The sequence below is a fragment of the Marinobacter sp. genome, assembly GCF_046484525.1.
In the GTDB taxonomy this organism is placed as follows: domain Bacteria; phylum Pseudomonadota; class Gammaproteobacteria; order Pseudomonadales; family Oleiphilaceae; genus Marinobacter.
In genome coordinates, this window is record NZ_JAWOIS010000090.1 from 1 (window position 1) to 22,791 (window position 22,791).

21 protein-coding genes are annotated in these 22,791 nt (G+C 57.3%); 15 read left to right on the forward strand and 6 right to left on the reverse strand.

Annotated elements, in window-relative coordinates; all coding sequences use genetic code 11:
* The 5 genes from R6W86_RS17955 to R6W86_RS17975 all read left to right on the forward strand — a co-directional run.
* Positions 1-1,133, forward strand: a 1,133-nt coding sequence (locus R6W86_RS17955; RefSeq protein WP_410330712.1) for a cbb3-type cytochrome c oxidase subunit I, incomplete at its 5' end; no start/stop codon positions are given.
* A 96-nt stretch (positions 1,134-1,229) separates the two neighbouring features.
* Positions 1,230-3,059: a nitric oxide reductase activation protein NorD gene (locus R6W86_RS17960; RefSeq protein WP_410330713.1), complete on the forward strand. Its 1,830-nt coding sequence runs from the start codon at positions 1,230-1,232 to the stop codon at positions 3,057-3,059.
* A 13-nt stretch (positions 3,060-3,072) separates the two neighbouring features.
* The gene (locus R6W86_RS17965; RefSeq protein ID WP_410330714.1) at positions 3,073-3,849 is read left to right on the forward strand and encodes a CbbQ/NirQ/NorQ/GpvN family protein; all 777 of its coding nucleotides are present in this window, start codon (positions 3,073-3,075) and stop codon (positions 3,847-3,849) included.
* An 11-nt stretch (positions 3,850-3,860) separates the two neighbouring features.
* Entirely contained in the window at positions 3,861-4,460 is a 600-nt protein-coding gene (locus tag R6W86_RS17970; RefSeq protein ID WP_410330715.1) for a cytochrome c oxidase subunit 3 family protein, read from the forward strand.
* Between the two features lie 4 nt (positions 4,461-4,464).
* A complete protein-coding gene (locus tag R6W86_RS17975; RefSeq protein WP_410330716.1) occupies positions 4,465-4,773 on the forward strand; it encodes a cytochrome C oxidase subunit IV family protein in 309 nt (102 codons plus the stop codon).
* On the opposite strand, the gene R6W86_RS17980 is transcribed toward R6W86_RS17975, so the two are convergent.
* From R6W86_RS17980 to R6W86_RS17990, 3 genes are read right to left on the reverse strand one after another with little or no spacing between them, the layout of a single operon-like run.
* Positions 4,757-5,017 carry a cytochrome C oxidase subunit IV family protein gene (locus R6W86_RS17980; RefSeq protein ID WP_410330717.1) on the reverse strand — a complete coding sequence of 87 codons (261 nt, stop codon included), beginning with the start codon at positions 5,015-5,017 and terminating at the stop codon, positions 4,757-4,759. The genes R6W86_RS17975 and R6W86_RS17980 overlap by 17 nt on opposite strands.
* 24 nt (positions 5,018-5,041) lie before the next feature.
* A complete protein-coding gene (locus R6W86_RS17985) occupies positions 5,042-5,692 on the reverse strand; it encodes a cytochrome c oxidase subunit 3 family protein (RefSeq protein WP_410330718.1) in 651 nt (216 codons plus the stop codon).
* 14 nt (positions 5,693-5,706) lie between these two features.
* A complete protein-coding gene (locus tag R6W86_RS17990) occupies positions 5,707-6,453 on the reverse strand; it encodes a Crp/Fnr family transcriptional regulator (protein WP_410330719.1) in 747 nt (248 codons plus the stop codon).
* Between the two features lie 492 nt (positions 6,454-6,945).
* On the opposite strand from R6W86_RS17990, the gene R6W86_RS17995 reads away from it, so the two are divergent.
* A complete protein-coding gene (locus tag R6W86_RS17995; protein WP_410330720.1) occupies positions 6,946-7,788 on the forward strand; it encodes an iron-sulfur cluster assembly protein in 843 nt (280 codons plus the stop codon).
* 413 nt (positions 7,789-8,201) lie between these two features.
* On the opposite strand, the gene R6W86_RS18000 is transcribed toward R6W86_RS17995, so the two are convergent.
* The 3 genes from R6W86_RS18000 to R6W86_RS18010 form a co-directional block, all read right to left on the reverse strand.
* Entirely contained in the window at positions 8,202-8,705 is a 504-nt protein-coding gene (locus R6W86_RS18000) for an SCP2 domain-containing protein (RefSeq protein WP_410330721.1), read from the reverse strand.
* Positions 8,706-8,837: 132 nt separating this feature from the next.
* Positions 8,838-9,494 (reverse strand): two-component system response regulator NarL, encoded by a 657-nt coding sequence (gene narL, locus R6W86_RS18005; RefSeq protein WP_410330722.1) that lies wholly within the window; start codon positions 9,492-9,494, stop codon positions 8,838-8,840.
* A gap of 16 nt (positions 9,495-9,510) precedes the next feature.
* Positions 9,511-11,370, reverse strand: coding sequence for a histidine kinase (locus R6W86_RS18010; protein WP_410330723.1), 1,860 nt, complete (start codon positions 11,368-11,370; stop codon positions 9,511-9,513).
* Between the two features lie 187 nt (positions 11,371-11,557).
* Between R6W86_RS18010 and R6W86_RS18015 the strand changes: the two genes are divergently transcribed.
* The 9 genes from R6W86_RS18015 (at position 11,558) to R6W86_RS18055 (ending at position 22,733) form a co-directional block, all read left to right on the forward strand.
* Positions 11,558-12,826 (forward strand): MFS transporter, encoded by a 1,269-nt coding sequence (locus R6W86_RS18015; protein ID WP_410330724.1) that lies wholly within the window; start codon positions 11,558-11,560, stop codon positions 12,824-12,826.
* Between the two features lie 112 nt (positions 12,827-12,938).
* Positions 12,939-16,682 (forward strand): nitrate reductase subunit alpha, encoded by a 3,744-nt coding sequence (locus R6W86_RS18020; RefSeq protein WP_410330725.1) that lies wholly within the window; start codon positions 12,939-12,941, stop codon positions 16,680-16,682.
* Entirely contained in the window at positions 16,679-18,256 is a 1,578-nt protein-coding gene (gene narH / locus R6W86_RS18025) for a nitrate reductase subunit beta (RefSeq protein ID WP_410330726.1), read from the forward strand. The genes R6W86_RS18020 and narH overlap by 4 nt, the downstream gene beginning before the upstream one ends.
* A 10-nt stretch (positions 18,257-18,266) precedes the next feature.
* Positions 18,267-19,007, forward strand: coding sequence for a nitrate reductase molybdenum cofactor assembly chaperone (gene narJ, locus R6W86_RS18030; RefSeq protein ID WP_410330727.1), 741 nt, complete (start codon positions 18,267-18,269; stop codon positions 19,005-19,007).
* Between the two features lie 19 nt (positions 19,008-19,026).
* Positions 19,027-19,707 (forward strand): respiratory nitrate reductase subunit gamma, encoded by a 681-nt coding sequence (narI, locus tag R6W86_RS18035; RefSeq protein WP_410330728.1) that lies wholly within the window; start codon positions 19,027-19,029, stop codon positions 19,705-19,707.
* Positions 19,708-19,858: 151 nt separating this feature from the next.
* Positions 19,859-20,665, forward strand: a complete 807-nt coding sequence (locus R6W86_RS18040; protein WP_410330729.1) for a peptidylprolyl isomerase — start codon at positions 19,859-19,861, stop codon at positions 20,663-20,665.
* Between the two features lie 455 nt (positions 20,666-21,120).
* A complete protein-coding gene (locus tag R6W86_RS18045) occupies positions 21,121-21,867 on the forward strand; it encodes a Crp/Fnr family transcriptional regulator (RefSeq protein ID WP_410330730.1) in 747 nt (248 codons plus the stop codon).
* 42 nt (positions 21,868-21,909) lie between these two features.
* Positions 21,910-22,296, forward strand: a complete 387-nt coding sequence (locus tag R6W86_RS18050) for a putative zinc-binding protein (protein ID WP_410330731.1) — start codon at positions 21,910-21,912, stop codon at positions 22,294-22,296.
* A 35-nt stretch (positions 22,297-22,331) separates the two neighbouring features.
* Positions 22,332-22,733, forward strand: a complete 402-nt coding sequence (locus tag R6W86_RS18055; protein WP_410330732.1) for a ribonucleotide reductase subunit alpha — start codon at positions 22,332-22,334, stop codon at positions 22,731-22,733.
* The last annotated feature ends 58 nt before the right edge of the window (positions 22,734-22,791 follow it).

A 22,791-nucleotide genomic window follows, 5' to 3' on the forward strand; every position in this document is an offset into this window, starting at 1 on the left:
TCGTGCCCATCGGGCCGAGCACGGGCATCTTGAGGCTCCGGTTCACCTGCCAGGGCGCCGGAGGCACAGTCGAAGGCGTCGTGCCCATACTGACGGGCGTCACGTCGTCGGAGCAGGTCCAGCCATTCTCGATAGAGGTCGGGCAGGAGCGTTTGATCGAAGTCTTCAATATCGGAATGACCATTCTTAAAGGACGGAAGACCGTTATAAACATGGTTCTGATCACCGGTCTGGTCGGGCTGGCGGTTTTCTACCTGTTCTCGTTTTACAACCCGGCCAACCTGACACTGGACAAATATTTCTGGTGGTTTGTCGTACACCTTTGGGTTGAAGGTGTGTGGGAGCTGATTCTCGGTGCGATTCTGGCCTTTGTTCTGATCAAGGTCACCGGCGTCGATCGTGAATACATTGAAAAATGGCTGTACCTGATTATCGCAATGGCTTTGATCTCCGGATTGATCGGAATGGGCCATCACTATTTCTGGATTGGTGCGCCCGAATACTGGCTCTGGCTGGGTTCGGTATTCTCTGCGCTGGAGCCGGTGCCTTTCTTCATGATGGTGCTGTTTGCGTTCAAGGTGGTCAAGGAGCGTCGCCGCACGCACCACAATCAGGTCGCTGTGACCTGGGCCCTCGGTTGCTCGGTGATGGCCTTCCTTGGCGCCGGTGTCTGGGGCTTTCTTCATACCCTGGCTCCGGTTAATTACTACACCCACGGCTCGCAGATAACTGCTGCCCATGGCCACCTGTCCTTCTTCGGTGCCTATGCGATGATCGTGATGTGTATTATTTCCTATGCCATGCCGATCCTCCGGGGCCGCCCTCAGGGGAACCCGCTGGCCGCCCAGAAAGTGGAAAAGTTCGGTTTCTGGGCCATGTGCATCAGCATGGTTGGCATTACCCTGGCGCTGACGGTCGCCGGTGCCTGGCAGGTTGCGCTGCAGCGGGTGCCAGAATCAGGCGAGGCGCTCAGCTTTATGGCCACGCAAGGCGAATTGGTGGGCGTATATTGGGCTCGACTTGGCTTCGGTGTCGTGTTCGCTCTCGGGTTGGTTGCCTATTTCGCCAGCTTCTTCGTTGGCCGGGAGACTGCTCGCGCTGAGGACGGCGCAGCCCTGCCGCAAACTTCATAGTGACGTAATCAGGTAAACGGCTGGCTGCCCCTGCCTGCGACCCGGTTGTTTGGGCGGGTTCGGGTGAGGGGCGCCAACATACCTCGGGGAGCAACTATGGAAGAATTTATCGGCAAGATCTGGGACCGCTGGCTTACCCGGCAGGTGACCTCTGATTTTACCAGCGCATCGGTCAATCTCACGGATCTACAGGCGGAGCTTACGCTCTATTATCGGGCGCTGGGCGGCGCGCCGGGCAAAACCCTGGAGCCTGCCGATGCCCGAAAGGTCCGGCTCAGGCGAACGGGTATGCAGCGTGTCGCCGGCAGCCATCAGCGTTTTGCCCTGCCATGGCAGGACGACCGCAGCGTGCGTCTGCCAGCTTCACTGGCGGTATTCTCGTCCCCCCGGCTCAATACATCGCTCTATTACTGGCTGGTGGCGATGGCCGCCCGCCTGCCACAGGTCAGTAACTGGTTTCGGGACAATCAGCAGGCCGCCCTGGCATTGACATCGTCTTATCCCGGCCTCAACAGGCAGTATAAGGAGCTTGTGGCCGAACTGATGGCTATGAGGCCGTCAACGGAGGATCTTCCCGAAGATCTCCGGCGCCAGGAACTCGCGGTTGTCCAGGCATTACGAAATCCGGGACTGCTGGCTGATCTGCCATCATCGGAATTTGACTGCTTTCCAGTCTGGCTATGGTTGTACCCCACACCGCCGAACCTGTTCAGCGTGCCCGTCAGCACAGCCAGATCCGGGCCGGACTCTGAAGCGGAAGAACGCTCGTCCGAACAACAAACCCTGCAGCAACGCAAACAGGCGCAGCGAATCGATGATGAGCATGAAACGGATGGCTTGCTGGTGTTCCTGCCCGACAGTCTCATGAGCTGGACCGAACAGATCAATCTTGATCGCTGTCAGGATGAGGACAGCGATGATAATTTTGAGCAGATCGCCAATGACATCGACCTGATTACGGTTTCACGTCAGCGCAAAGCTACCGCGGCGAAAGTGAAGTTTGATCTGGACCTGCCGGCTGCAGAAAACGATGAACTCTGCCTTGGGCCGGGCATCCGCCTGCCCGAATGGCACTACAGACAAAGTCGGTTGCGTCCTGATATCTGTCTGTTACAGCCCCTTCTGGCCGACGATCCTGAGCCAGTCACTTTACCGTCACAACTCAGGCAAACCAGTGAGGAAGTCAAGCGGCAGTTCTCTTTGCTGGGGCTCGAGCGCTCCGTGCTCCGAGCCCAGCCCGAAGGCCAGGACCTTGATCTTGATGCCTGGCTTGATGACTACAGCAGACCGTTCAGGGATGCCTCCAGACAGAATTTCTTTCTGGATCGACGGCAGACCCATCGTGATTTCTGCTGCCTGATCCTGGCCGACTTATCCTTGTCGACCGAGGGCTACGTGAATGACGACTGCCAGGTGATTGATGTAATCCGCGACAGTCTGATGGTATTGGCGGAGGGTCTGAATCAGACACAGGATGAGTTTGCCATCTATGGCTTCTCCTCCGTGCGCAACAACCATGTTCGCTACCAGTTAATGAAAAACTTTGGTGAACCATACAGCGACCTGGTACGTGGCCGAATTGCCCGAATCAAGCCTGGTTTCTATACCCGTATGGGGGCGGCAATCCGGCAGTCCACTCGGATCCTGGAGATGCAGCCCCAGGCTCACCGCGTGTTGTTGCTGATCAGTGACGGCAAGCCCAACGACCTGGATCAATATGAAGGGCGCTACGGGATTGAAGACACCCGGCAGGCGATTATCGAAGCCCAGCAGCTGGGAATAACACCTTACTGTGTCACGGTGGATGAACGCGGCCATGATTACCTGCCCTACCTGTTTGGCCGCGATGGTTTTGCCGTAGTCAATGATCCCACCCAGCTCCCGAAAGTACTGCCACGGATATACCTGAACGTATCAACTCACTGATTTTGAGGTGGTCATGAATAGCCATAATTATTACCAGATCCAGAATGATGAATGTGAAATATTTCAATATGCGGTTCAGCACCGTTTGCCAGTGCTGATCAAAGGCCCGACAGGCTGTGGCAAGACACGCTTTGTTGAGCATATGGCAGAAAAACTGGGGCGACCTCTCTATACCGTCTCCTGTCACGATGATTTAACCGCTGCGGATCTCTTGGGACGACACCTCATCGGCCCCGAGGGGACCTACTGGCAGGATGGCCCGCTAACCCGGGCTGCCCGTGAAGGGGGGATCTGCTACCTCGACGAAATCATTGAAGCCCGCAAGGACACGACTGTTGCTTTACATTCGCTGTCGGATCACCGGCGAACCGTTCATCTGGAGCGAACCGGCGAAACACTGACCGCTCATGAGGATTTTATGTTGGTGGTCTCCTATAACCCCTCGTACCAGAATATGGTCAAGGGGCTGAAACCCAGCACCCGACAACGGTTCGTTGCCATGAGTTTTGATTACCCGGAGCCCTCGGTAGAGGCAGCGATCGTTGCACATGAAACAGGCATTGATGAGGCCACCGCTGGGCAACTCGTCAAACTGGCGACGGATATTCGCCGGCTGACTGATATCGACCTTACGGCAGCTGTCTCGACCCGGCTACTGATCTACGCCGGGAAGATGCTCAAAAGTGGCTGTCCCGCCCGAACAGCCTGCTTGTATTGCGTGATCGAACCACTGACAGATGAACCGACAACTCGGCATCCGCTGCTGAGGTTGGTCGACGCGCACTTCTGAGGAGCGGCTGAATGACGACGCTTGAGCTTTTCAGCGGACCTGACGTTCCCCGGACAAAGAGCCACACGCCGGGCAGTACCGCTGTATGGATTTTCATTTATGCGGAACTGACGGAATTCGCTTTCTTCTTTCTCGCATTTCTGGTTGCCAAACTCTACTTTCCGGAGGAATTCCGTGAAGGCCCCTTACAACTGAACACCCTGGCTGGCTTTCTCAATACCCTTGTGTTGCTCACGAGCAGTTTCTTTGTAGCCCGGGCAGTCCAGGCAATCAAACGGGGAGCGCAGCGTCGCACTGTAATCTGGTTACTGTGCACGGTCGGTGCCGGCGTGACCTATTGTCTGGTCAAGGCTTGGGAATACCAGTGGAATGAAGCAAGAGGCATCACAGCCCGTACCAACTATTTTTTCGCCACTTATTACTATCTGATGTTCAATCACTTCCTTCATGTTGTCATCGGTAGCTTTACCATCCTCGGCACCGCTGTATTGGCCGCCCTGGGTCATTACACTGTCGACTCTCACGACGGCCTGGAAGGGGCCGCCAGCTACTGGCACATGATTGATCTGGTCTGGGTTCTCATTTTTCCCTTAATCTACGTCTTGAGATAACTCCATGCAGCAAACAACACAGAGCTTTGACGCAGGAAAGAAGAAATCGGAAAGGACAAATCTGGTATGGCTGGGACTGGTCGGACTTACGCTACTTAGTGTTGTGGTTGGCGAGTCCGGCCCCCCTTCTGTCATGGCAACCTTTTTCATCTGTCTGGTTGTTCTTCTTAAGGGACGTTGGATCATACGGGACTTTATGGGCCTACGGCATGCTGCGCCGATCACTCGCTGGATTGTAACGGGCTATTTCTTTGCCATGACATCACTGGTTGGAATTTTCGTGGGCTACCTGCAATTCACAGCCACACAATAACTGCACCGACGATTGCGGGAACCACTATGACATAGCTGAGCAGGAGCCGGCGCCAGACAACGGGTGCGGTATTCAGACCCATAAAAATGTCGACAATACTTCGACCCTTGATGATCAAGGCCAAGACGACGAACAGGATCATCAGGGCCGGGTTCTTTATCCATTCGGAGGCGGCCAGCGATAGCAGTGTCAGGGACATGAGGATCAGCCAGGAATTGGTTGCCTTGATAGTCAGTGTACTCATTCAGCCACTCCCATGAATTCAGTTCTAGTGGATTACGTAAATGGTGGGGAAAAGTATGATCCAGACCAGGTCAACCATGTGCCAATATGAGCCGCCGGATTCGAAACCTGAATGTTCCCCTGTTGCATAAGCGCCCTGAAGGGTGCGGTGGAGCATGTAACCCAGAATCACCATACCCAGGACAACGTGCATCAAGTGGAAAAACGTTATAAAAAAATAGAGTGTGTAGAACGTATTGGTCGACAGATCGTATCCGGCCTGGATCAGTTGCGAGTATTCCCAGAATTTTGTGATCAGATAGACCGTTGCTGCCATTAGCGCTGCCGCCAGAAACAGGCTACAGCGAGATTTATTTCCCTGCTGCAACCGGATTCCCGCCAGAGCCACAAAATAGCTGCTGGTAATCAGTGCCAGTGTACATATCAGGCCCGCCACTGGGTGGAGCGAAGATTTCCCAGTCCCGAATATGACCGGGTAAAGACTCTGCATGGTTGCGAAACTGATAAAGAATATGGCAAATACGGTTAATTCCATAAGGATAAATAACCACATTGCAAAGTCACCTGGCAGATCTTCACGACCTGATTCTCGGATGTTATCCGTTATTGAATGCTCAGTTATCATTACAACAATCCTGTTGAGACTCCAGGCCGGGATCTTTCCGTTAAGGGACATGAAGTTTCCTGATGTCAGACCGGGATTCCGGTTACAGTATGAGTTAAACTGTCAATATCCGTCAGCTTGACTTCTCTTCCTCGTGTTTCTATCCAGCTATTCTTTTTGAATATAGCAAGGCAGCGACTGATAGTTTCGGGCGTTAATCCAAGGAAATTACCGATTGCAACTCTTGTCATTGGCATGCTGAAGTTAGACTCCGCTCTTATTGGGTCTATTCTTGTCCATAAGTTCAATAAGAAATAGGCAAGTCGGACTTCTGCAGTGTAATGGCCATTGATTACAGACATTCTCCTGGCTTCGAACATTTCATGGCTGATCACTTCCAGAATGTATTTCTGAAAATCGGTACTTTTATTGAGTGTGTGAAAAATTTCACTGTACGGTACCCGGAATAAATGGCCCGTCGACAACATCTGGTGGGCAGTTGACTGGTTCTTGCGGTTGAATCCCTCCAGCCCGAAGATCTCACCAGGAAGATAAAATGCAGTGATACACTCATTGCCGCTGACGTCATAATAAAAGCTTTTCACCGCTCCGCTGCCCACCACATAAAGTGCCTTAGGGCTCTCGTTAAGTCGTGTAATCAGCTCCCCAGCTCGAAAGAATGTTGATAAATCCGAAAGAGAAATCAGGTCCCAGATGCTCCAGGGTGACCCCGTCGTATGTGATCTCAGATCGGTATCTTCCAAATTTGCCGGTCCATCGGCCTGGATGTCGTCGGGGGTAAGGGAATCGAGTGAATCTGTTATGTCCAGCATGACCTGAGTACCTCGTACACTTTGGTTTTATAAGCCATAGGAGCCTCGCATGACTAATTAAGCAGTTTTTATGCCAAGACTGACCGGCTGTTAATTCAGGAAAATAATCCAAATAACTGATTTTGCGCCAGCGATGTTGTTCTTTTGACACGGCGCTTCTTGAGCAGCTGTTGTCATCATGACAGTCTTAGTCTTGAAAGGAGGGGCATGCCGGCTTTCAAATCCTGGGTCCAAATGTCTGAGTATTTATATTTGAGCGGTTTTTGGGATGTGGCTTGATTCTTGCCTTTTTGTCTTATGACCGAATATATCTGGTGAAATAAACCTATAATTCCGGTGAGGACATAATCATGGTTTGCAAAAAGCCTGAACGTATTAAAGATGAGATCTGGCGTCAGCACCTGAGGTGGCTGGATCTTGTCAGTAATGAGTGCAAAACTAACCAGCTAAAGAGGCAACAGGAGAAACTCAGAGCAGAAGAGGGAGTGACTCGTGGACATCAACGCTGAAGTGACACCTGAGGCCCGAGACTATCTGATGTCCTTGCTGGCAAAGCAGAAAGTTTCCGGGATGGCAGCACGTGTATACGTGGATAAGGGGGGGACTCAGCATGCCGAGACATGCCTTGCCTTTTGCCCGCCGGGTGAGGAGTCGGCCGGGGATGTCCGGAAAGAGTTTGATAAACTGGTATTGTATTTCGATGAGTCAAGTTTACCCTATCTTCGGGACATGGAGATTGGTGTTCAGGGGCAGGGCAAGCTCCAGTGCCTGACGATCAAGGCACCGAACTCGAAAAAACCGGCAAAACCACCCAAGACTTTCGCTCTGTCTCAGGAGTGTGAAGCCTTGCAGGTGCCACACGGAAATCCGACCACCCTTCCAGAGGGAGCGACTGTTTCCATAACCCAGGCGCTAGGTGGCAGTTTCACCGTTAATTACAAGGGCAATCTGTACCGTCTTTCTCCGGAGGTTACACGACAGCTTGGCTTTCAGTCAGATGCCATCCTGTTCGAGCCACCAGAAGACGGGCAGATCAGTGACCAGCAATGTTGGGATGCGCTGCGACTGGTTTATGACCCGGAAATCCCCGTGAATGTCGTCGGCCTTGGACTCATCTATGAACTGGACATTGACCAGGACAAGCATCTTGTCCGTGTTGAAATGACCCTGACGTCACCAGGCTGCGGCATGGGCGACATTATCGCTGGTGACGTGAAAGACAAGTTGCTGCAAGTTCCCTACGTCGAAGGCGCAAAAGTGGACATCGTGTTTGATCCTCCGTGGAGCTATGACAGCCTTGATGAGGAAGCACGCCTTGAGCTGGGGCTGATCTGAGCCGGCCAGTTGCCTTTGCGGTCATACCCCGGGCGGCGGGAAACTCGAGCTGGAGGGTCCTGACTTTGGGCAATTCCCGATGAACCTTTATGCATTATTCTGAACAGTGATCATGTACTGGACGAGCTGCTTTCATAAGCAGCTTACCATTTCAAGCATGAGGAAAAGATTTGGAAGGAAGCGCTTGGCGAATCGGGCATGGCCAGAAACCATCATGATGCCCATCAGATGTTTTTTGCCAAGATTCAGACGCTTAAGCAGCGTCATGGCTCGAAAGAGGAAAGGCTCTCACAACTCTTCGACTATCTGACTCGGTGGCTGGCATTTCACATTCTGGAATCGGATCGGCGTATGGCACCTACTGTCAAGGCGGTGAGGGGTGGGCTGTCTCTCGAAGAGGCCCGGGAGCAGGTTCAGGCGCCCGGCAACAGGATGCTCCGAAGGCTGACATTCCACTCCAGGCCATCCAGCAGGTTCTTCAGCGCAAGCCCCAGCTCGGTGTCCCCCTCAATGACCAGGCGCCGCTGGAAGAAGAGCTGATCCGGGTCCTGACGCCGCTCGGCCAGGGTTCGGAAGGCCGATAGGGAGCCACGGATGGTGGCTTCCCCTGGCCCTTCGACCACTCTTAGCCTGCCTGACCAGAAACCCAGGGTTATGCCCGGGTGCCCCCCGTTGAGTTCGAGGCGGATCCGGCGGCCTTCGAAATCATCGAACTCGCCATCGACCATGGCTTCGGTGAATAGTCGATTCAGTGGGGCTTCGGCTGCCAGTTGTTTGACCGGCATGGGAATGCTCTGGTCGATGGCACCCAGCACCGGGGCGGGGGAGGGCAGGTATTCCCGGAGTACCGCCAAGGACTGGCTCAGCAACGGGTGGTGTACGGGGAGCGGTGGCAGTTTGGGTAACGAGAGGTGCATGGTCGGCTCCGTTATCTTGGACGGGAGCAGGGTAGAGGAAAACTGGTTGGGGGGCTTTGATATAACTCAGGGTGGCGGGGGTAAAATGAAAGAGGGGTCAGAAGAAGGCTTTCTTCCGACCCCCGGGGTGCATCAGCGGTGCAAGCCCTCTTCCACGGCCCAGACGGCCACTTCCACCCGTGAGCGCAGATTGAGCTTCTTGAGCAGGTGCTTGACGTGCACCTTGACGGTGCCGTCGCTGATGTCGAGTTTACGGCCGATCATCTTGTTGGACAGGCCTTCGGCAATCAGGCGCAGGATGTCCTTTTCTCGGGGCGTCAGGCTGTCGAAGTCCGGTCTCGCTGCCTGCTGGGGCTTGTTGGATCGCAGAGCCTGGGCCAGGAGGGTCGTCAGGCGGTCGCTGATGACCATTTTGCCAACCGCAGCGTGATGGAGTTGGGCGATCATTTCCTCGGGTTCCATGTCCTTGAGCAGGTAGCCATCGGCGCCCGCGCGCAGGGCGGCCACCACGTCATCTTCCTGATCGGAGACTGTGAACATCACGATGCGGGAGCTCACGTTCTGTTCCCGCAGCTTCTTCAGGGCCTCGATGCCATCCATCTCTGGCATGTTGAGATCCATGAGGATCAGGTCCGGCTCCAGTTCAGTGGCCATGCGGACGCCATCGGCGGCATTGCTTGCCTCCCCGATCACTTCCATGTCGTCTTCCATGTCCACCAGCTGCTTGATGCCCTGGCGCAGCAGTGGGTGATCGTCGATCAGCAAAATACTTGCGGGTGATTCAGGCATTGTCTCTCTCTTTTATTCAGGCACTGGAAACTTCAGTTGGAATCAGGTTCCTGCTCTTGGGAACGAATGTTAGCGTGACTTCCACACCGCCTTCATCCCGATTTTGCACATTTACCTGTCCGCCCAGGGTTCGGGCACGATCCTGCATGATGATCAGGCCGTAGTGATTCACTGGCTGGTGGCCGCCGGGCAGGCCCTTTCCGTTGTCCCGGATCCGGGCCTTGACCTGTGGCGATTCGAACATCACATCCACGGAGATCTCCGTGGCGTCCGCATGCTTGACCGCATTGGCCAGTCCTTCCCGGACGATCTGAAGGGTATGGATCTCTTCATTTGGCGACAGGGTCTGGGGCGGCAGGTTGTAGCGGAGTTCCACCGGTTTGCCCAGCCGCTCACTGAATTCGTCAATGGTTTTTCTCAGGGCGGTCGCCAGGTCCGGGGTGTCCAGTTTCAGACGGAACGTGGCCAGCAGTTCCCGCAATTGCCGGTAGGCGCTGTTCAGACCGGTACTGAGCTCATCCAGGATTGCGTCGTGCGCTTTCTTCTGGGGGCCCTCGATGTTGAGTCGCCGCAGGCGGGCTACCTGCATCTTCAGGTAGGAGAGGGACTGGGCCAGGGAATCATGCAGTTCCCGGGCGATCACGGTGCGTTCTTCTGCCAGGGTCAGTTGCTGCTCCTCGGTGATCTGGCGCTCCAGGTAGATGGCCGTGGCCAGTTGGTCGCCCAGGGTTTCAAGCAGCCTGCGGGCGGTTTCGGACAGCCCTTTCTCACTCGGATACCAGACTTCCAGAGTTCCCAACAACATGCCCGGTGTCCGGATCGGCAACAGCAGGCGCCGGCCATCGTTGTTCTCCAATGGCAGGTCATCATAGACCTCCGGCGTTACCAGGCAGGCGTTGCAATGGTGATCACGGCAATAGAACGGCCGCTCCTTGGTGGCCGTGGTTACGGCTCTCACCGGTCCCGCGGACTCCCGGTCATGAAGGTACAGGTGAATCGGACCAATGCCGAGTAACTGCTCGAGATCCTGCAACATGGGGACAGCCCCGCTACACAGATCGTGGTTGGAAAACAGGTTGCGACTGGCGGAATGCAGCAGCTGGAGCGCGGAATGGCTCTTCTCCAGCTCCTCGGTCTTGGACCGGACCCGCTCTTCCAGTTCGTAGTAAGTGAGGGCGAGTTCGCTGGTCATCTGGTCAAAGGCCTGTCCCAGCTGGGCCAGTTCATCCGAGCCTTTCAGCTTCGCCTTGTGGGAGAAGTCCTGCTCGCCCACCGCCGTGGCAATGCCCACCAGCTTGCGCAGTGGCCGCAGCACCCGGTTCTTGAGGTCCAGAAACAGAGCGATCACGATCAGGATGGAGAACACCAGGCTGATGATCTGGATCAAGTGGAGCAGGTCGATCCGTGCTTCCGTTCGCTGCTCGAGCATACTCACCATGGTATCGACATCTGCCACATAGTTTTCTGCGGTGTCGAGCATGGCTGGCGTGATTGGTGCACCGGCCGGGTGATTTTCCAGGGCTGGCCGCAGTGCGTTCCGCCAGGTGTCAAGAATGCTCTGGTACTGCGCACTCAAAGGATGATCGACGGCCTGGGGCAGGGCTCGGAGGATGGTGGCATCAGAGAGTTTTTCGCCGTACTCGTCCATCATGCCGGCCAGACCTTGCTCATTGTACATATGGGGGCCGGTTGCCGCCGCATGAGACAGCAGGTTGAACGCTCCCATGCGGAGGGCCCCGGCCAGGTTTATGGCAGTAGCGTTGCCCTCGATACTCTTGGATACCGCAAGTGTGGTCGCCATGCTGACAACTGCTGTCAGCACGATGGTGCCAACGATGATGGCGATGCGGTTAACTAGGGGGCTTCTGGATTTCATGCTGTCAGTTGCACGACGCCTTGTCGAAAGTTTGCCGGAGGGGCCCTCAATTATGAACTCTCTTCACCGTCTGCGATACCTCCTTGAGGATAGTCAATTACCCCGATGGTTGGTAACCCATCATAGTCTTTGACCCCTTGTGGATCAAAAGATGAGACTAAAAGTCAGGTTATCAAAGGTTAAGGCTATGACCGTATACATGGATCCGGATGACGATACGCTGGCGTCGCTGTGGGTAGTGTTGCCCCTGGCGTTGTTCGGCTTTGTCGTTGCTGCCGGGTGCTGGACGCTGTTTGCAGTGGCCGGGGTGCATTTGCGGGCGGAACTGGAACTGTCCAGCCTCCAGTTCGGTATTCTGCTGGCAGTGCCCATGGCAGTCAGCGCATTGTTGGCGGTACCTGCTGGCCTGGCTGCCCGCAAGTTCGGGGCCAGGAATGTCATGTTGTTCTGCCTGGCCGGCCTGGCCCTGTGCATGGTTTTCATGCTCACTGCTGATACCTATACCGGTTATCTGGTTGTCGCCAGTGGCCTAGGCCTGGCGGGAGGGTTCTACAGCGCCGGACTGCAATTCGTGACTGGCCATTGCGAACCCCGAAGGCTGGGGCTGGTGCTGGGTATCTTTGGTGCCGGCGTGACCGGGGCGGGCTTCAATTATTACCTGGTCCCGTTAGTCCATGAGGCATTTTCCTGGCATGGCGTACCGGTCGCCTACCTGATTGTTTTGCTCCTGGTCCTGGCGTTATTGATGCTGCTGACATCCCCCGAGGATTCCCGGGCCGAGCCAGGCAGTGAAACCTCGGTACGGATATTGTTGCGCCAGCTCAGGCATCATCGAACCTGGCACCTGGGTGCCTATTTCGGTGTGGTGGCCGGCAGTTTTTTCGCGTTGGCGCTGTGGTTACCGGACTACCTGGCCTCCCAGTTCAACCTGCCCGTGCAGACCGGCGCCAGTCTGGCTCAATGGTTCGTCATACCCGGTGCCCTGGCGCAGGTTGTCGGGGGCGGGTTGTCCGACCGTTTCGGCAGTGGGCGGGTGATCAGTCGTTCACTCCTGCTTTGCCTGGTCTCGCTTTTTGTCCTGTCATACCCGCCCATGACGCTCTTCATTCGGGGGGTGGATGAGACCATTCAACTGGAGTTTGCCCTGCCATTGATGATGGAAGGCGCGTTTGTTGTGGTGCTGGGCGTGGCTCTTGGTTGCGCCATGGGCAGCCTGCAGCGTCTGGTGATCCTCGGTAACCGGTCAGTCGCGGCGTTTGTGGCGGGCCTGTTGCTGGTTGCGGCCAGTCTGGTTGCCTTTGTCCTGCCGGTCGTTTTCGGCGCGGTGAACCACTGGCTGGGGATCCGCAGCGCCGTGTTCATGATCCTCTTCCTCCTTCTGTGCAGCTGTCTGTTCCTGTTCTCCCGGGACAGCCGCGAGCACGAGCGTATGAGCCTTCTCCACCCGGGGATATAGATCACCTACCACCACGGTGGTAGAACCGGGTTATGTAGTAGTAACCACGCAGATTTCAGGGTTTCTCTATTCCACAATGGTTCCACATCGGAAACCGATCCGGAGAGAGACCATGAGTCATTTGATCGATAAACTGAACTACTTCAGGAAGAAGCGCGAGCCGTTCGCCAACGGCCACGGCGAAACCCATGACGTCAACCGTGACTGGGAAAACGCCTACCGCCAGCGCTGGCAGCACGACAAGATTGTGCGTTCCACTCACGGCGTAAACTGCACCGGCTCCTGCAGTTGGAAGATCTACGTCAAGAACGGTCTGGTGACCTGGGAAACCCAGCAGACCGACTACCCGCGCACCCGCCCGGATCTGCCCAACCACGAGCCCCGCGGCTGTCCCCGCGGTGCAAGCTATTCCTGGTACATGTACAGCGCCAATCGGCTGAAGTACCCGCTGATGCGGAAGCACCTGATGAAGCTCTGGCGTGCCGCCAAGGCCCAGCATAGCGATCCGGTGGAGGCCTGGGCCTCCATCGTCGAGGACCCGAAGAAAACCGCCGAGTACAAGCCCCGCCGGGGCATGGGTGGCTTTGTCCGTTCCAGTTGGGACGAGGTCAACGAGCTTATCGGTTCCGCCAACGTCTACACCGCGAAGAAGGCGGGCCCAGACCGCATCATCGGTTTCTCTCCGATTCCCGCCATGTCCATGGTGTCCTACGCTGCCGGCGCACGTTACCTGTCACTGATTGGAGGCGCCTGCCTGAGCTTCTACGACTGGTACTGCGATTTGCCTCCGTCCTCGCCGCAGACCTGGGGTGAGCAGACTGACGTTCCGGAATCCGCGGACTGGTACAACTCCGGCTACATTATCGCCTGGGGCTCCAACGTACCCCAGACCCGGACCCCGGATGCCCACTTCTTCACTGAAGTCCGCTACAAGGGCACCAAGACTGTTGCTATCACTCCGGACTACGCGGAAGTGTCCAAGCTGTCCGACGAGTGGCTGAACCCGAAGCAGGGCACCGACGCGGCACTGGGCATGGCCATGGGGCATGTGATCCTCAAGGAATTCCACGTTGACCAGCCCAGTGAGTACTTCACCGATTACGTTCGCCGCTACACCGACATGCCGTACCTGGTCATGCTGGAAGAAAAAGACGACGGCAGCTACGTGCCGGGCCGCTTCCTGCGCGCCAGTGATCTGGTTGATGGTCTCGGTGAAGAAAATAACGCGGAATGGAAAACCATCGCCATTGACGAAAGCACAGGCGAACTGACTGCCCCGAACGGCTCCATTGGCTATCGATGGGGCGAGAAAGGCAAGTGGAACCTGAAGCAGACTGCCAAGAACAAAGAAGTCAGCCTGCAGCTGTCCATGGTCGAGAAGAACGACGAAGTCGTCGATGTCGCATTCCCGTACTTTGGCGGTATCGAGCACGACCATTTCCAGCACGTCGAGATCAAGGACATCCTCAAGCACAAGCTGGGTACCCGCAAGATCAAGCTGGCGGATGGTTCCGAGGGGCGTGTGGTTACCGTCTATGACCTGATGGTTGCCAACTACGGCATCAGCCGCGGCCTGGGTGACGACGACGGCGCAACTTCCTTCGACGAAGTGAAGCCCTACACCCCGGCATGGCAGGAAAAAATCACCGGCGTACCGGCCGAGAAAGTGATCCGCATTGCCCGTGAATTCGCCGACAACGCCAACAAGACCAAGGGTCGCTCCATGGTCATCGTCGGTGCCGGTATGAACCACTGGTACCACATGGACATGAACTACCGCAGTCTGATCAACATGCTGATCATGTGTGGCTGTGTGGGCCAGAGCGGTGGTGGCTGGAGCCACTACGTTGGCCAGGAAAAACTGCGTCCGCAGACAGGCTGGCAGCCGCTGGCCTTCGGTCTGGACTGGCAACGTCCGCCTCGCCATATGAACGGCACCTCCTTCTACTACGCACACTCCGGCCAGTGGCGTTATGAGAAGCTGGGCGTGGACGAGATCCTGTCGCCGCTGGCGGACAAGTCCAAATTCGGTGGCAGCCTGATCGACTTCAACGTGCGTGCCGAGCGCATGGGTTGGCTGCCTTCCGCTCCGCAGCTGAACCGCAACCCGCTGACCATCGCCGCCGAAGCCGAGAAGGCCGGGCTGGAAGTGGCGGAGTACGTGACCCAGTCCCTGAAGGACGGCTCCCTGGCGTTCGCCTGTGAAGATCCGGACGCCAGGGAAAACCACCCTCGCAACATGTTCATCTGGCGCTCCAACCTGCTGGGTTCCTCCGGCAAGGGCCACGAGTACATGCTCAAGTACCTGCTGGGCACCAAGAGCGGCCTGCAGGGCAAGGACCTGGGTGTGGAAGGCGGTGCCAAGCCGCAGGAGGTCAAGTGGCATGACGAGGCGCCTGAAGGCAAGCTCGACCTGCTGGTAACCCTGGACTTCCGTATGTCCACCACTTGTCTGTATTCCGACATCGTTCTGCCAACCGCGACCTGGTACGAGAAGAACGACCTGAATACCTCCGACATGCACCCGTTCATCCACCCGCTGACCGCTGCCACCGATCCGGCATGGGAAGCGCGCAGTGACTGGGAGATCTACAAGGGCATCGCCAAGTCCTTCTCCAAGGCGGCCGAGGGCCACCTGGGTGTCGAGAAAGACGTGGTCACCCTGCCGTTACTGCACGACGCGCCGGCCGAGCTGGGCCAGCCGTTCGAGGTGAAGGACTGGAAAAAGGGCGAATGCGACCTGATTCCGGGCAAGACGGCGCCCAGCTTCATCAGCGTTGAGCGGGACTACCCGAATACCTACGCCCGCTTCACCTCCCTCGGTCCGCTGATGGACAAGCTGGGTAATGGCGGCAAGGGCATCAACTGGAACACCGAGAAGGAAGTCAACTTCCTGAAGGACCTCAACTACACCCACCTTGAGGGTGCCAACGCGGGTCGTCCGAAGATTGAAAGCGCCATTGATGCGGCAGAAGTGATTCTGACCCTGGCGCCGGAAACCAACGGCCAGGTGGCCGTAAAAGCCTGGCAGGCGTTGTCCGATATCACCGGGCTGGATCACGCCCACCTGGCCACCAACAAGGAAGAGGAGAAAATCCGCTTCCGGGACATCGTGGCGCAGCCGCGCAAGATCATCTCCAGCCCGACCTGGTCTGGTCTGGAAGACGAACACGTGTCTTACAACGCCGGTTACACCAACGTCCATGAGCTGATCCCCTGGCGAACCCTGACCGGCCGCCAGCAGTTCTACCAGGACCACGAGTGGATGCGGGCCTTCGGTGAGAGCCTGTTGGTGTACCGGCCACCGATCAACACCAAGGCGGCGGCGCCGATGATTGGCAAGAAAGCCAACGGCAACCCCGAGAAGGCGCTGAACTGGATTACCCCGCACCAGAAATGGGGTATCCACAGTACCTACAGTGAAAACCTGCTGATGCAGACCCTGTCCCGCGGTGGCCCGATCGTGTGGCTGAGTGAGGACGATGCCAAAGAAATTGGTGTGGAAGACAACGACTGGATCGAACTCTTCAACGTCAACGGTGCCATTGCGGCCCGGGCAGTCGTGAGCCAGCGGGTCATGCCCGGCATGGTGATGATGTACCACGCCCAGGAGCGCCTGGTGAACATCCCGGGTTCCGAGATTACCGGCACCCGTGGAGGTATCCATAACTCGGTCACTAGGGTGTGTCCGAAACCGACCCACATGATCGGCGGCTATGCCCAGTACTCCTATGGGTTCAACTACTACGGCACCGTAGGTTCCAACCGGGACGAGTTTGTGGTGGTCCGCAAGATGAAGAACGTGGACTGGCTCGACGGTGAAGGAAATGACTATGCTCAGGAGGCTGTAAAATGAAAATCCGTTCCCAAGTCGGCATGGTGCTGAACCTGGACAAGTGCATTGGTTGCCACACCTGTTCCGTCACCTGCAAAAACGTATGGACAAGCCGCGAAGGCATGGAATACGCATGGTTCAATAACGTCGAGACCAAGCCCGGTATTGGCTACCCGAAAGAGTGGGAGAACCAGGACAAGTGGAAGGGCGGCTGGATGCGCACCCGCTCTGGCAAGATCCAGCCTCGAATCGGCGGCCGCTTCCGGGTACTGGCGAACATCTTCGCCAACCCGGACCTGCCGGAAATCGACGACTACTACGAGCCGTTTGACTTCGACTACCAGCACCTGCACACCGCCAGTGACAGCAAGGATCAGCCGATCGCCCGTCCACGTTCGCTGATCTCCGGCGAGCGCATGAAGAAGATCGAGTGGGGCCCGAACTGGGAAGAAATCCTGGGTACCGAGTTCGCCAAGCGCCGCAAGGACAAGAACTTTGATCAAATCCAGGCGGACATCTACGGCCAGTTCGAAAACACCTTCATGATGTACCTGCCGCGTCTGTGCGAGCACTGCCTTAACCCGGCCTGTGTTGCCAGTTGCCCGAGCGGTGCCATCTACAAGCGTGAGGAAGACGGCATCGTCCTGATCGATCAGGACAAGTGCCGCGGCTGGCGGATGTGTGTCTCCGGCTGCCCGTACAAGAAGATCTACTTCAACTGGAAAACCGGTAAATCCGAGAAGTGCATCTTCTGCTACCCACGGATTGAAGCCGGTATGCCGACCGTGTGCTCCGAGACCTGTGTAGGCCGTATCCGCTACCTGGGCGTGCTGCTGTACGATGCAGACCGCATCGAGGAAGTGGCCAGCGCCCCGGGCGAGCACGAACTGTACGAGAAGCAGCTCGAAATCTTCCTGGACCCGTTCGACCCGAAAGTGATCGAGCAGGCAAAGAAAGACGGCATTCCGATGAACGTGATTGAAGCCGCCCAGCAGAGCCCGGTGTACAAGATGGCGGTGGACTGGAAACTGGCCCTGCCGCTGCACCCGGAATACCGCACCCTGCCGATGGTCTGGTACGTGCCGCCGCTTAGCCCGATCCAATCTGCCGCTGAAGCTGGCAAGGTCGAGTTTGACGGCGTACTGCCGAAGATCGAAAGCCTGCGGATCCCGGTCAAGTATCTGGCAAACCTGCTGACTGCCGGTGATGAGAAGCCCATCGTTCTGGCGCTCAAGCGGATCATGGCTATGCGTCTGTACAAGCGAGCCGAGACCGTGGACGGCAAGGAAGACCTGCGGGCTCTGGAAGAGGCAGGTCTGACCAAGAAACAGGCCGACGAAATGTACCGCTACCTGGCGATCGCCAATTACGAGGACCGTTTCGTGATCCCGACCAGCCACCGCGAGCTGGCCAAGGAAGCCTTCCCGGACGCGACTGCCTATGCCGAGCGAGGTGGCTGCGGGTTCAGCTTTGGTGACGGCTGCAGCGGTGGCGACAGCGACTTCAGCCTGTTCGGTGGCAAGAAGCAGACCACCAGCATGGTGAGCAAGCTGGCTACCGTGAAGCAGGTTGACCCGAAACAGCTGCAGGAATAAGGAGGCCAAGATGCAACTTCTCAAAGTATTGGCACGGGTACTGGAATACCCGACAGAAGAACTTCAGGCCTCCAAGGACGCACTGGTAGCCGCTGTCCTCGAGGACAGCCGGCTGCCCCGGCAGAATAAGGATCAACTGCTCACCTGCCTCGAACGGCTGTGTGACGGCGACCTGATGGACCTGCAGGAAGACTACGTGGGTATCTTCGATAAGGGCCGGGCGACCTCCCTGCTGCTGTTCGAACACGTCCACGGCGAATCCCGGGACCGCGGCCAGGCCATGGTGGATTTGATGGAAGAGTACCGTCGCAACGGGCTGGAGATCGATGCCCGGGAACTGCCGGACTACCTGCCGTTGTTCCTGGAGTACCTCTCCACCCGCCCGTGGGAGGAAATCCAGAACTGGCTTGAGGACATCCACCACATCCTGGGCCTGCTGGGCGAGCGTCTGTTCCAGCGCCAAAGCTTCTATCACGTGGCCATGGATTCCCTGCTGGTTCTGTCCGGTCGCAAGACCGACCGTCAGGAACTGGCAAAGATTGTGGCCTCGGAAGAGCGTGACGACACCCCAGAAGCCCTGGACAAGGTCTGGGAAGAGGAAATGGTGAAATTCGTGGATGACCAGGGCAGTTCCTGCAGCACCGGCAGCGTGGTTGGACAGCGCCGCCGGGAACTGGAACAGACCCAGACCATTCACCTGAGTGATCAGCTGATGACGGACGCTACACCCCGTCCGGCAGGGCGCGCCTGAGGCGCAGGAGGAAAAGACAATGTCCTATATCAATACACTCTTGTTCGGGGTCTACCCCTACATCGCCCTGGTCGTACTGTTTGTCGGTACCTGGGCGCGCTATGACCATGGCCAGTTCACCTGGAAGGCTCATTCCAGCCAGATGCTGCGCAAGAAAAACATGGTAATGGCCTCCGTGCTGTTCCACGTAGGCGTACTGGTGATCTTTTTTGGCCACCTGGTGGGTCTGCTCACCCCACACTGGGCCTATGAGTGGATCATCACTCCGGGCCAGAAGCAGGTCATGGCCATCGTGGTCGGCGGCATCGCCGGCATCATGGCGATCATTGGCGGCGGAATGCTCGCCTGGCGCCGCATGACCGACCCGCGAGTCCAGGCCAGCAGCACCTTCGCCGACAACATGATCATCATCATCCTGGTGGTCCAGCTCATCCTTGGCATGCTCACCATCCTGCCCACCATGGGCCACCTGGACGGCAGCACCATGCTCAAGTTCTCCGCTTGGGCGCAGGGGATTTTCACCCTGCAGGGCTCTGGTGTAGCGGACTACATTGCGGACGTGAACTGGATCTACAAGACCCACATCTTCCTGGGCCTGACAATCTTCGTACTGTTCCCGTTCACCCGCCTGGTGCACATGCTCAGCGTGCCGGTGGAGTATTTCGGACGGAAGTACCAGGTGGTGCGCAAGCGGGCCTGATGGGAGTGGGGTGACGGTGAAAGTGGGGTCAGATGAAAGCCTTCATCTGACCCCGAGTTCCGGGCCACCCCCTGGGATTGTTTGTGAAGAAGGGATCAGATGAAGGCTTTCATCTGATCCCAGGTTCAGGTTCACCAACGAGGTTAGCTCCATGCAACTGATTCCTACCGGCGAAGCCGACAAGCCCAGAAACCAGTTCCCGCCGGTCTATGTGGGCGAAACGCGGATTCCGGAAGACGACATCGCCCGGGAAATGCAGCACCACCCGGCGGAAGAAGTCGCCGAGGCCTGGCACGAAGCCGCCAGAAGCCTCGTCATCCGCGAATTGCTCCTGCAGCAGGCCGCGCTCCTGAAGCTGGACGACATTCCCGAGGAGGAAGACCGCATAGCCCGCGTCCTGGAACTGGAACTCAACGTCCCGGACCCCACCGAGGAAGACTGCGAACGCTTCTACGCCGCCAACCCGGTCCGCTTCCGCAGCCCGACACTGATGGCCGTCAGCCACATCCTCCTCGCCGCCGCTCCGGACGACGTCCAGGAACGCATCCGCCAGGAAGAGGCCGGTCGCCAACTGCTCTCAGCCCTCCTGGACGGGCGCTCACAGTTCGCCGAACTGGCCAAACAGTACTCCGCCTGCGAATCCCGATATCAGGGCGGCAGCCTCGGCCAGATCAGCAAAGGCCAGACCGTGGAAGAATTCGAACGCCCGGTCCTCAGCCTCCAGGAAGGCCTGAACCCGGAACTGATCGAGACCCGCTACGGCTGGCACATCGTCCGCGTCGATCAGCGCATCGACGGTGAGCAACTGCCTTATGAGCACGTAAAGCCCCAGATCCGCCAGTACCTGAGCGAAAGCGTGACGAGAAGGGCGTTCCGGCAGTATCTGCAAGTGCTGGCTGCTGAAACCGGTGTTGAAGGTGTAGATCTGGAACTGCCAGATTCTCCGCTGATGCAGTAGAGACCACTTCCGCTCAAGCTTTGGAGACTGGCGGAGACCCGCTGTCCAAAACTGTGCGGAGCCATGGATGGCGGAGCCCAAGCGTCACATGGGTGAGGCCGAGCGCTTATGAAGCGCAGCTTCATGCGACAGCCGAACGACTGCAATCTGTGATTGCAGGCTGGACCCCGTAGGGGTGCCGAAGGAGCGTGTTTTGGACAGCGGGTCTCCGCCAGGCTGTGCTCCGCAGCCAAAGTGTCTTCGAGTTGCAGTCAGGTGATTATTTGGGGAAGAAATTTCCGTCCAGACATTGCCCCGATTTCACTTAAGTAGATAGCAAAACTAATCTTTGAGTTAAGTCAATTGCTCAGGAATAACCGCCCGAATACCCCCATCGGGGGAGCGATTTTCAACCAGTTTGCATCTATTATTTAAAATAAGATTTTTAATGCATGTATATGCAGGGGGAAACACACATGGCACTGATGCAATCAGCCGACACCCGCTACCGCAAACCCGTACTTGTGGCCGTCAACAAACCCTTTGACGACGACGGTCTGGAGGCCCTGCGCAGCCACCCGCTGTTCCGCAACCTGCGGCCCCGGGACCTCGAAAGCCTCATTCATCAGTCCCGGCGCCTCCGTCTTGGCCACCACCAGCTGTTGTACCGCCAGGACATGCCCGCACATCACTTCTTCTTCGTGATCTCCGGCCGCCTGCGCCTGTACCGCCTGGACTCATCCGGCATTGATCGCACCCTCGATAGCATCGCCCCGGGTGACTGCTTCGCCGAAGTCATGATCTACGCCGATCCGCCCCGGTATGCCTGCTACGCCGAAGCCCTGAAATCCAGCGAAGTGCTGATGATACCGGTCAAGGCCTACCGTGAACTTCTGGACCAGCATCCCGAGTACGCCCAGGCTGCCTTGAGCCACTACGCCAAGCGCGCCGTCACCCGCTTCCACGACCTGGAAATCATGACCGTCCAGAACGCCCGGGACCGCCTGATCCGCTACCTGATCGACCTGCTGCCCAATGGCCCCGAGCAGGGTGGTGAAGTGGAATTGCCACTACCCAAATGCCTGGTGGCATCGCGCCTGGCCATGCAACCGGAGACTTTCTCACGGATCCTCGCCGACCTGAAATCCAATGGACTTGTGCGGGTAAACCGGAGCAAACTGTTTATCTCTGATCCCCGGCGACTCATTGAAATCAGCCAGTAATTTGCTGCCCTGAAGCCTCCAGGCTCTTCCAGAGGAGGATGTGTGAAACCGAGAAAGCAACGTCCGCTGATCTATTCCTGCTCCGGCTGCTCCGACGTGGCGCAGCTGGCCAACAACGCGGCCGTCCGTCTGGACCACGAAGGCAGCTTCGAGATGTCTTGCATCTCCGGGGTGGGCGGCAAAGTGCCTGCGCTGGTGAAAACCGCCCGGTCCGGCCGCCCGATTACTGTGATTGACGGCTGCCCCCTGCATTGCGCTCGCGCCTGTCTGGAAAACATCGGTGTGGAACCGGAGGAGCACGTTCGTTTATACGAATTCGGTTTCAAGAAACACTACGGCCAGAGCTACGGTGACGAGGCAGTCGAGGAAGTCTGCGACGAAGTTCGCAGCGTCTCGCTCGGCGAACGCCTTATTGCCCGCCAGGCGTGAGGCCCGGCAGGTCCCCTCTTTTTCAAGGAAAATCCATGATCAGCAACTACCAGGATCTTATTCAGGTCACCCGTGAACAGGCCGAGCCCCAGCGCCTGTTGTTTGTCTTCTGCCGCGCCGAGCTGCCGGATGACGCTTCGGCGGACGAAAAAGCCGCGTTCGAGCGCGGTGAAGGCGGGGCGCTGACCCCGGTTATCTGCGTCGACAAAACCCCGGATGAAGCCCCCGCCTTCAGCGCCTTGGCGCAGGAATCACAGGCCACCGGCCAGCCCTGGGATATGGTCTTCGTAGCTGCCATGTCCGGTCGCGGAGGCGTCGCCCCCTCCAGTGATGAGGCTCAGCAGCCCCTGACCATGATGGTAGAGGGCATCCGCATGGGTTACATTGGAAACTACCTCCCTCTGAACGGTCAGGGCGAAGCGATCAACCTGGCCTGACCCGAGCCCCGGTGGGCTTGGTTCCAGGGTGTATGCAATCAGAGGTATTTGCTTTCCG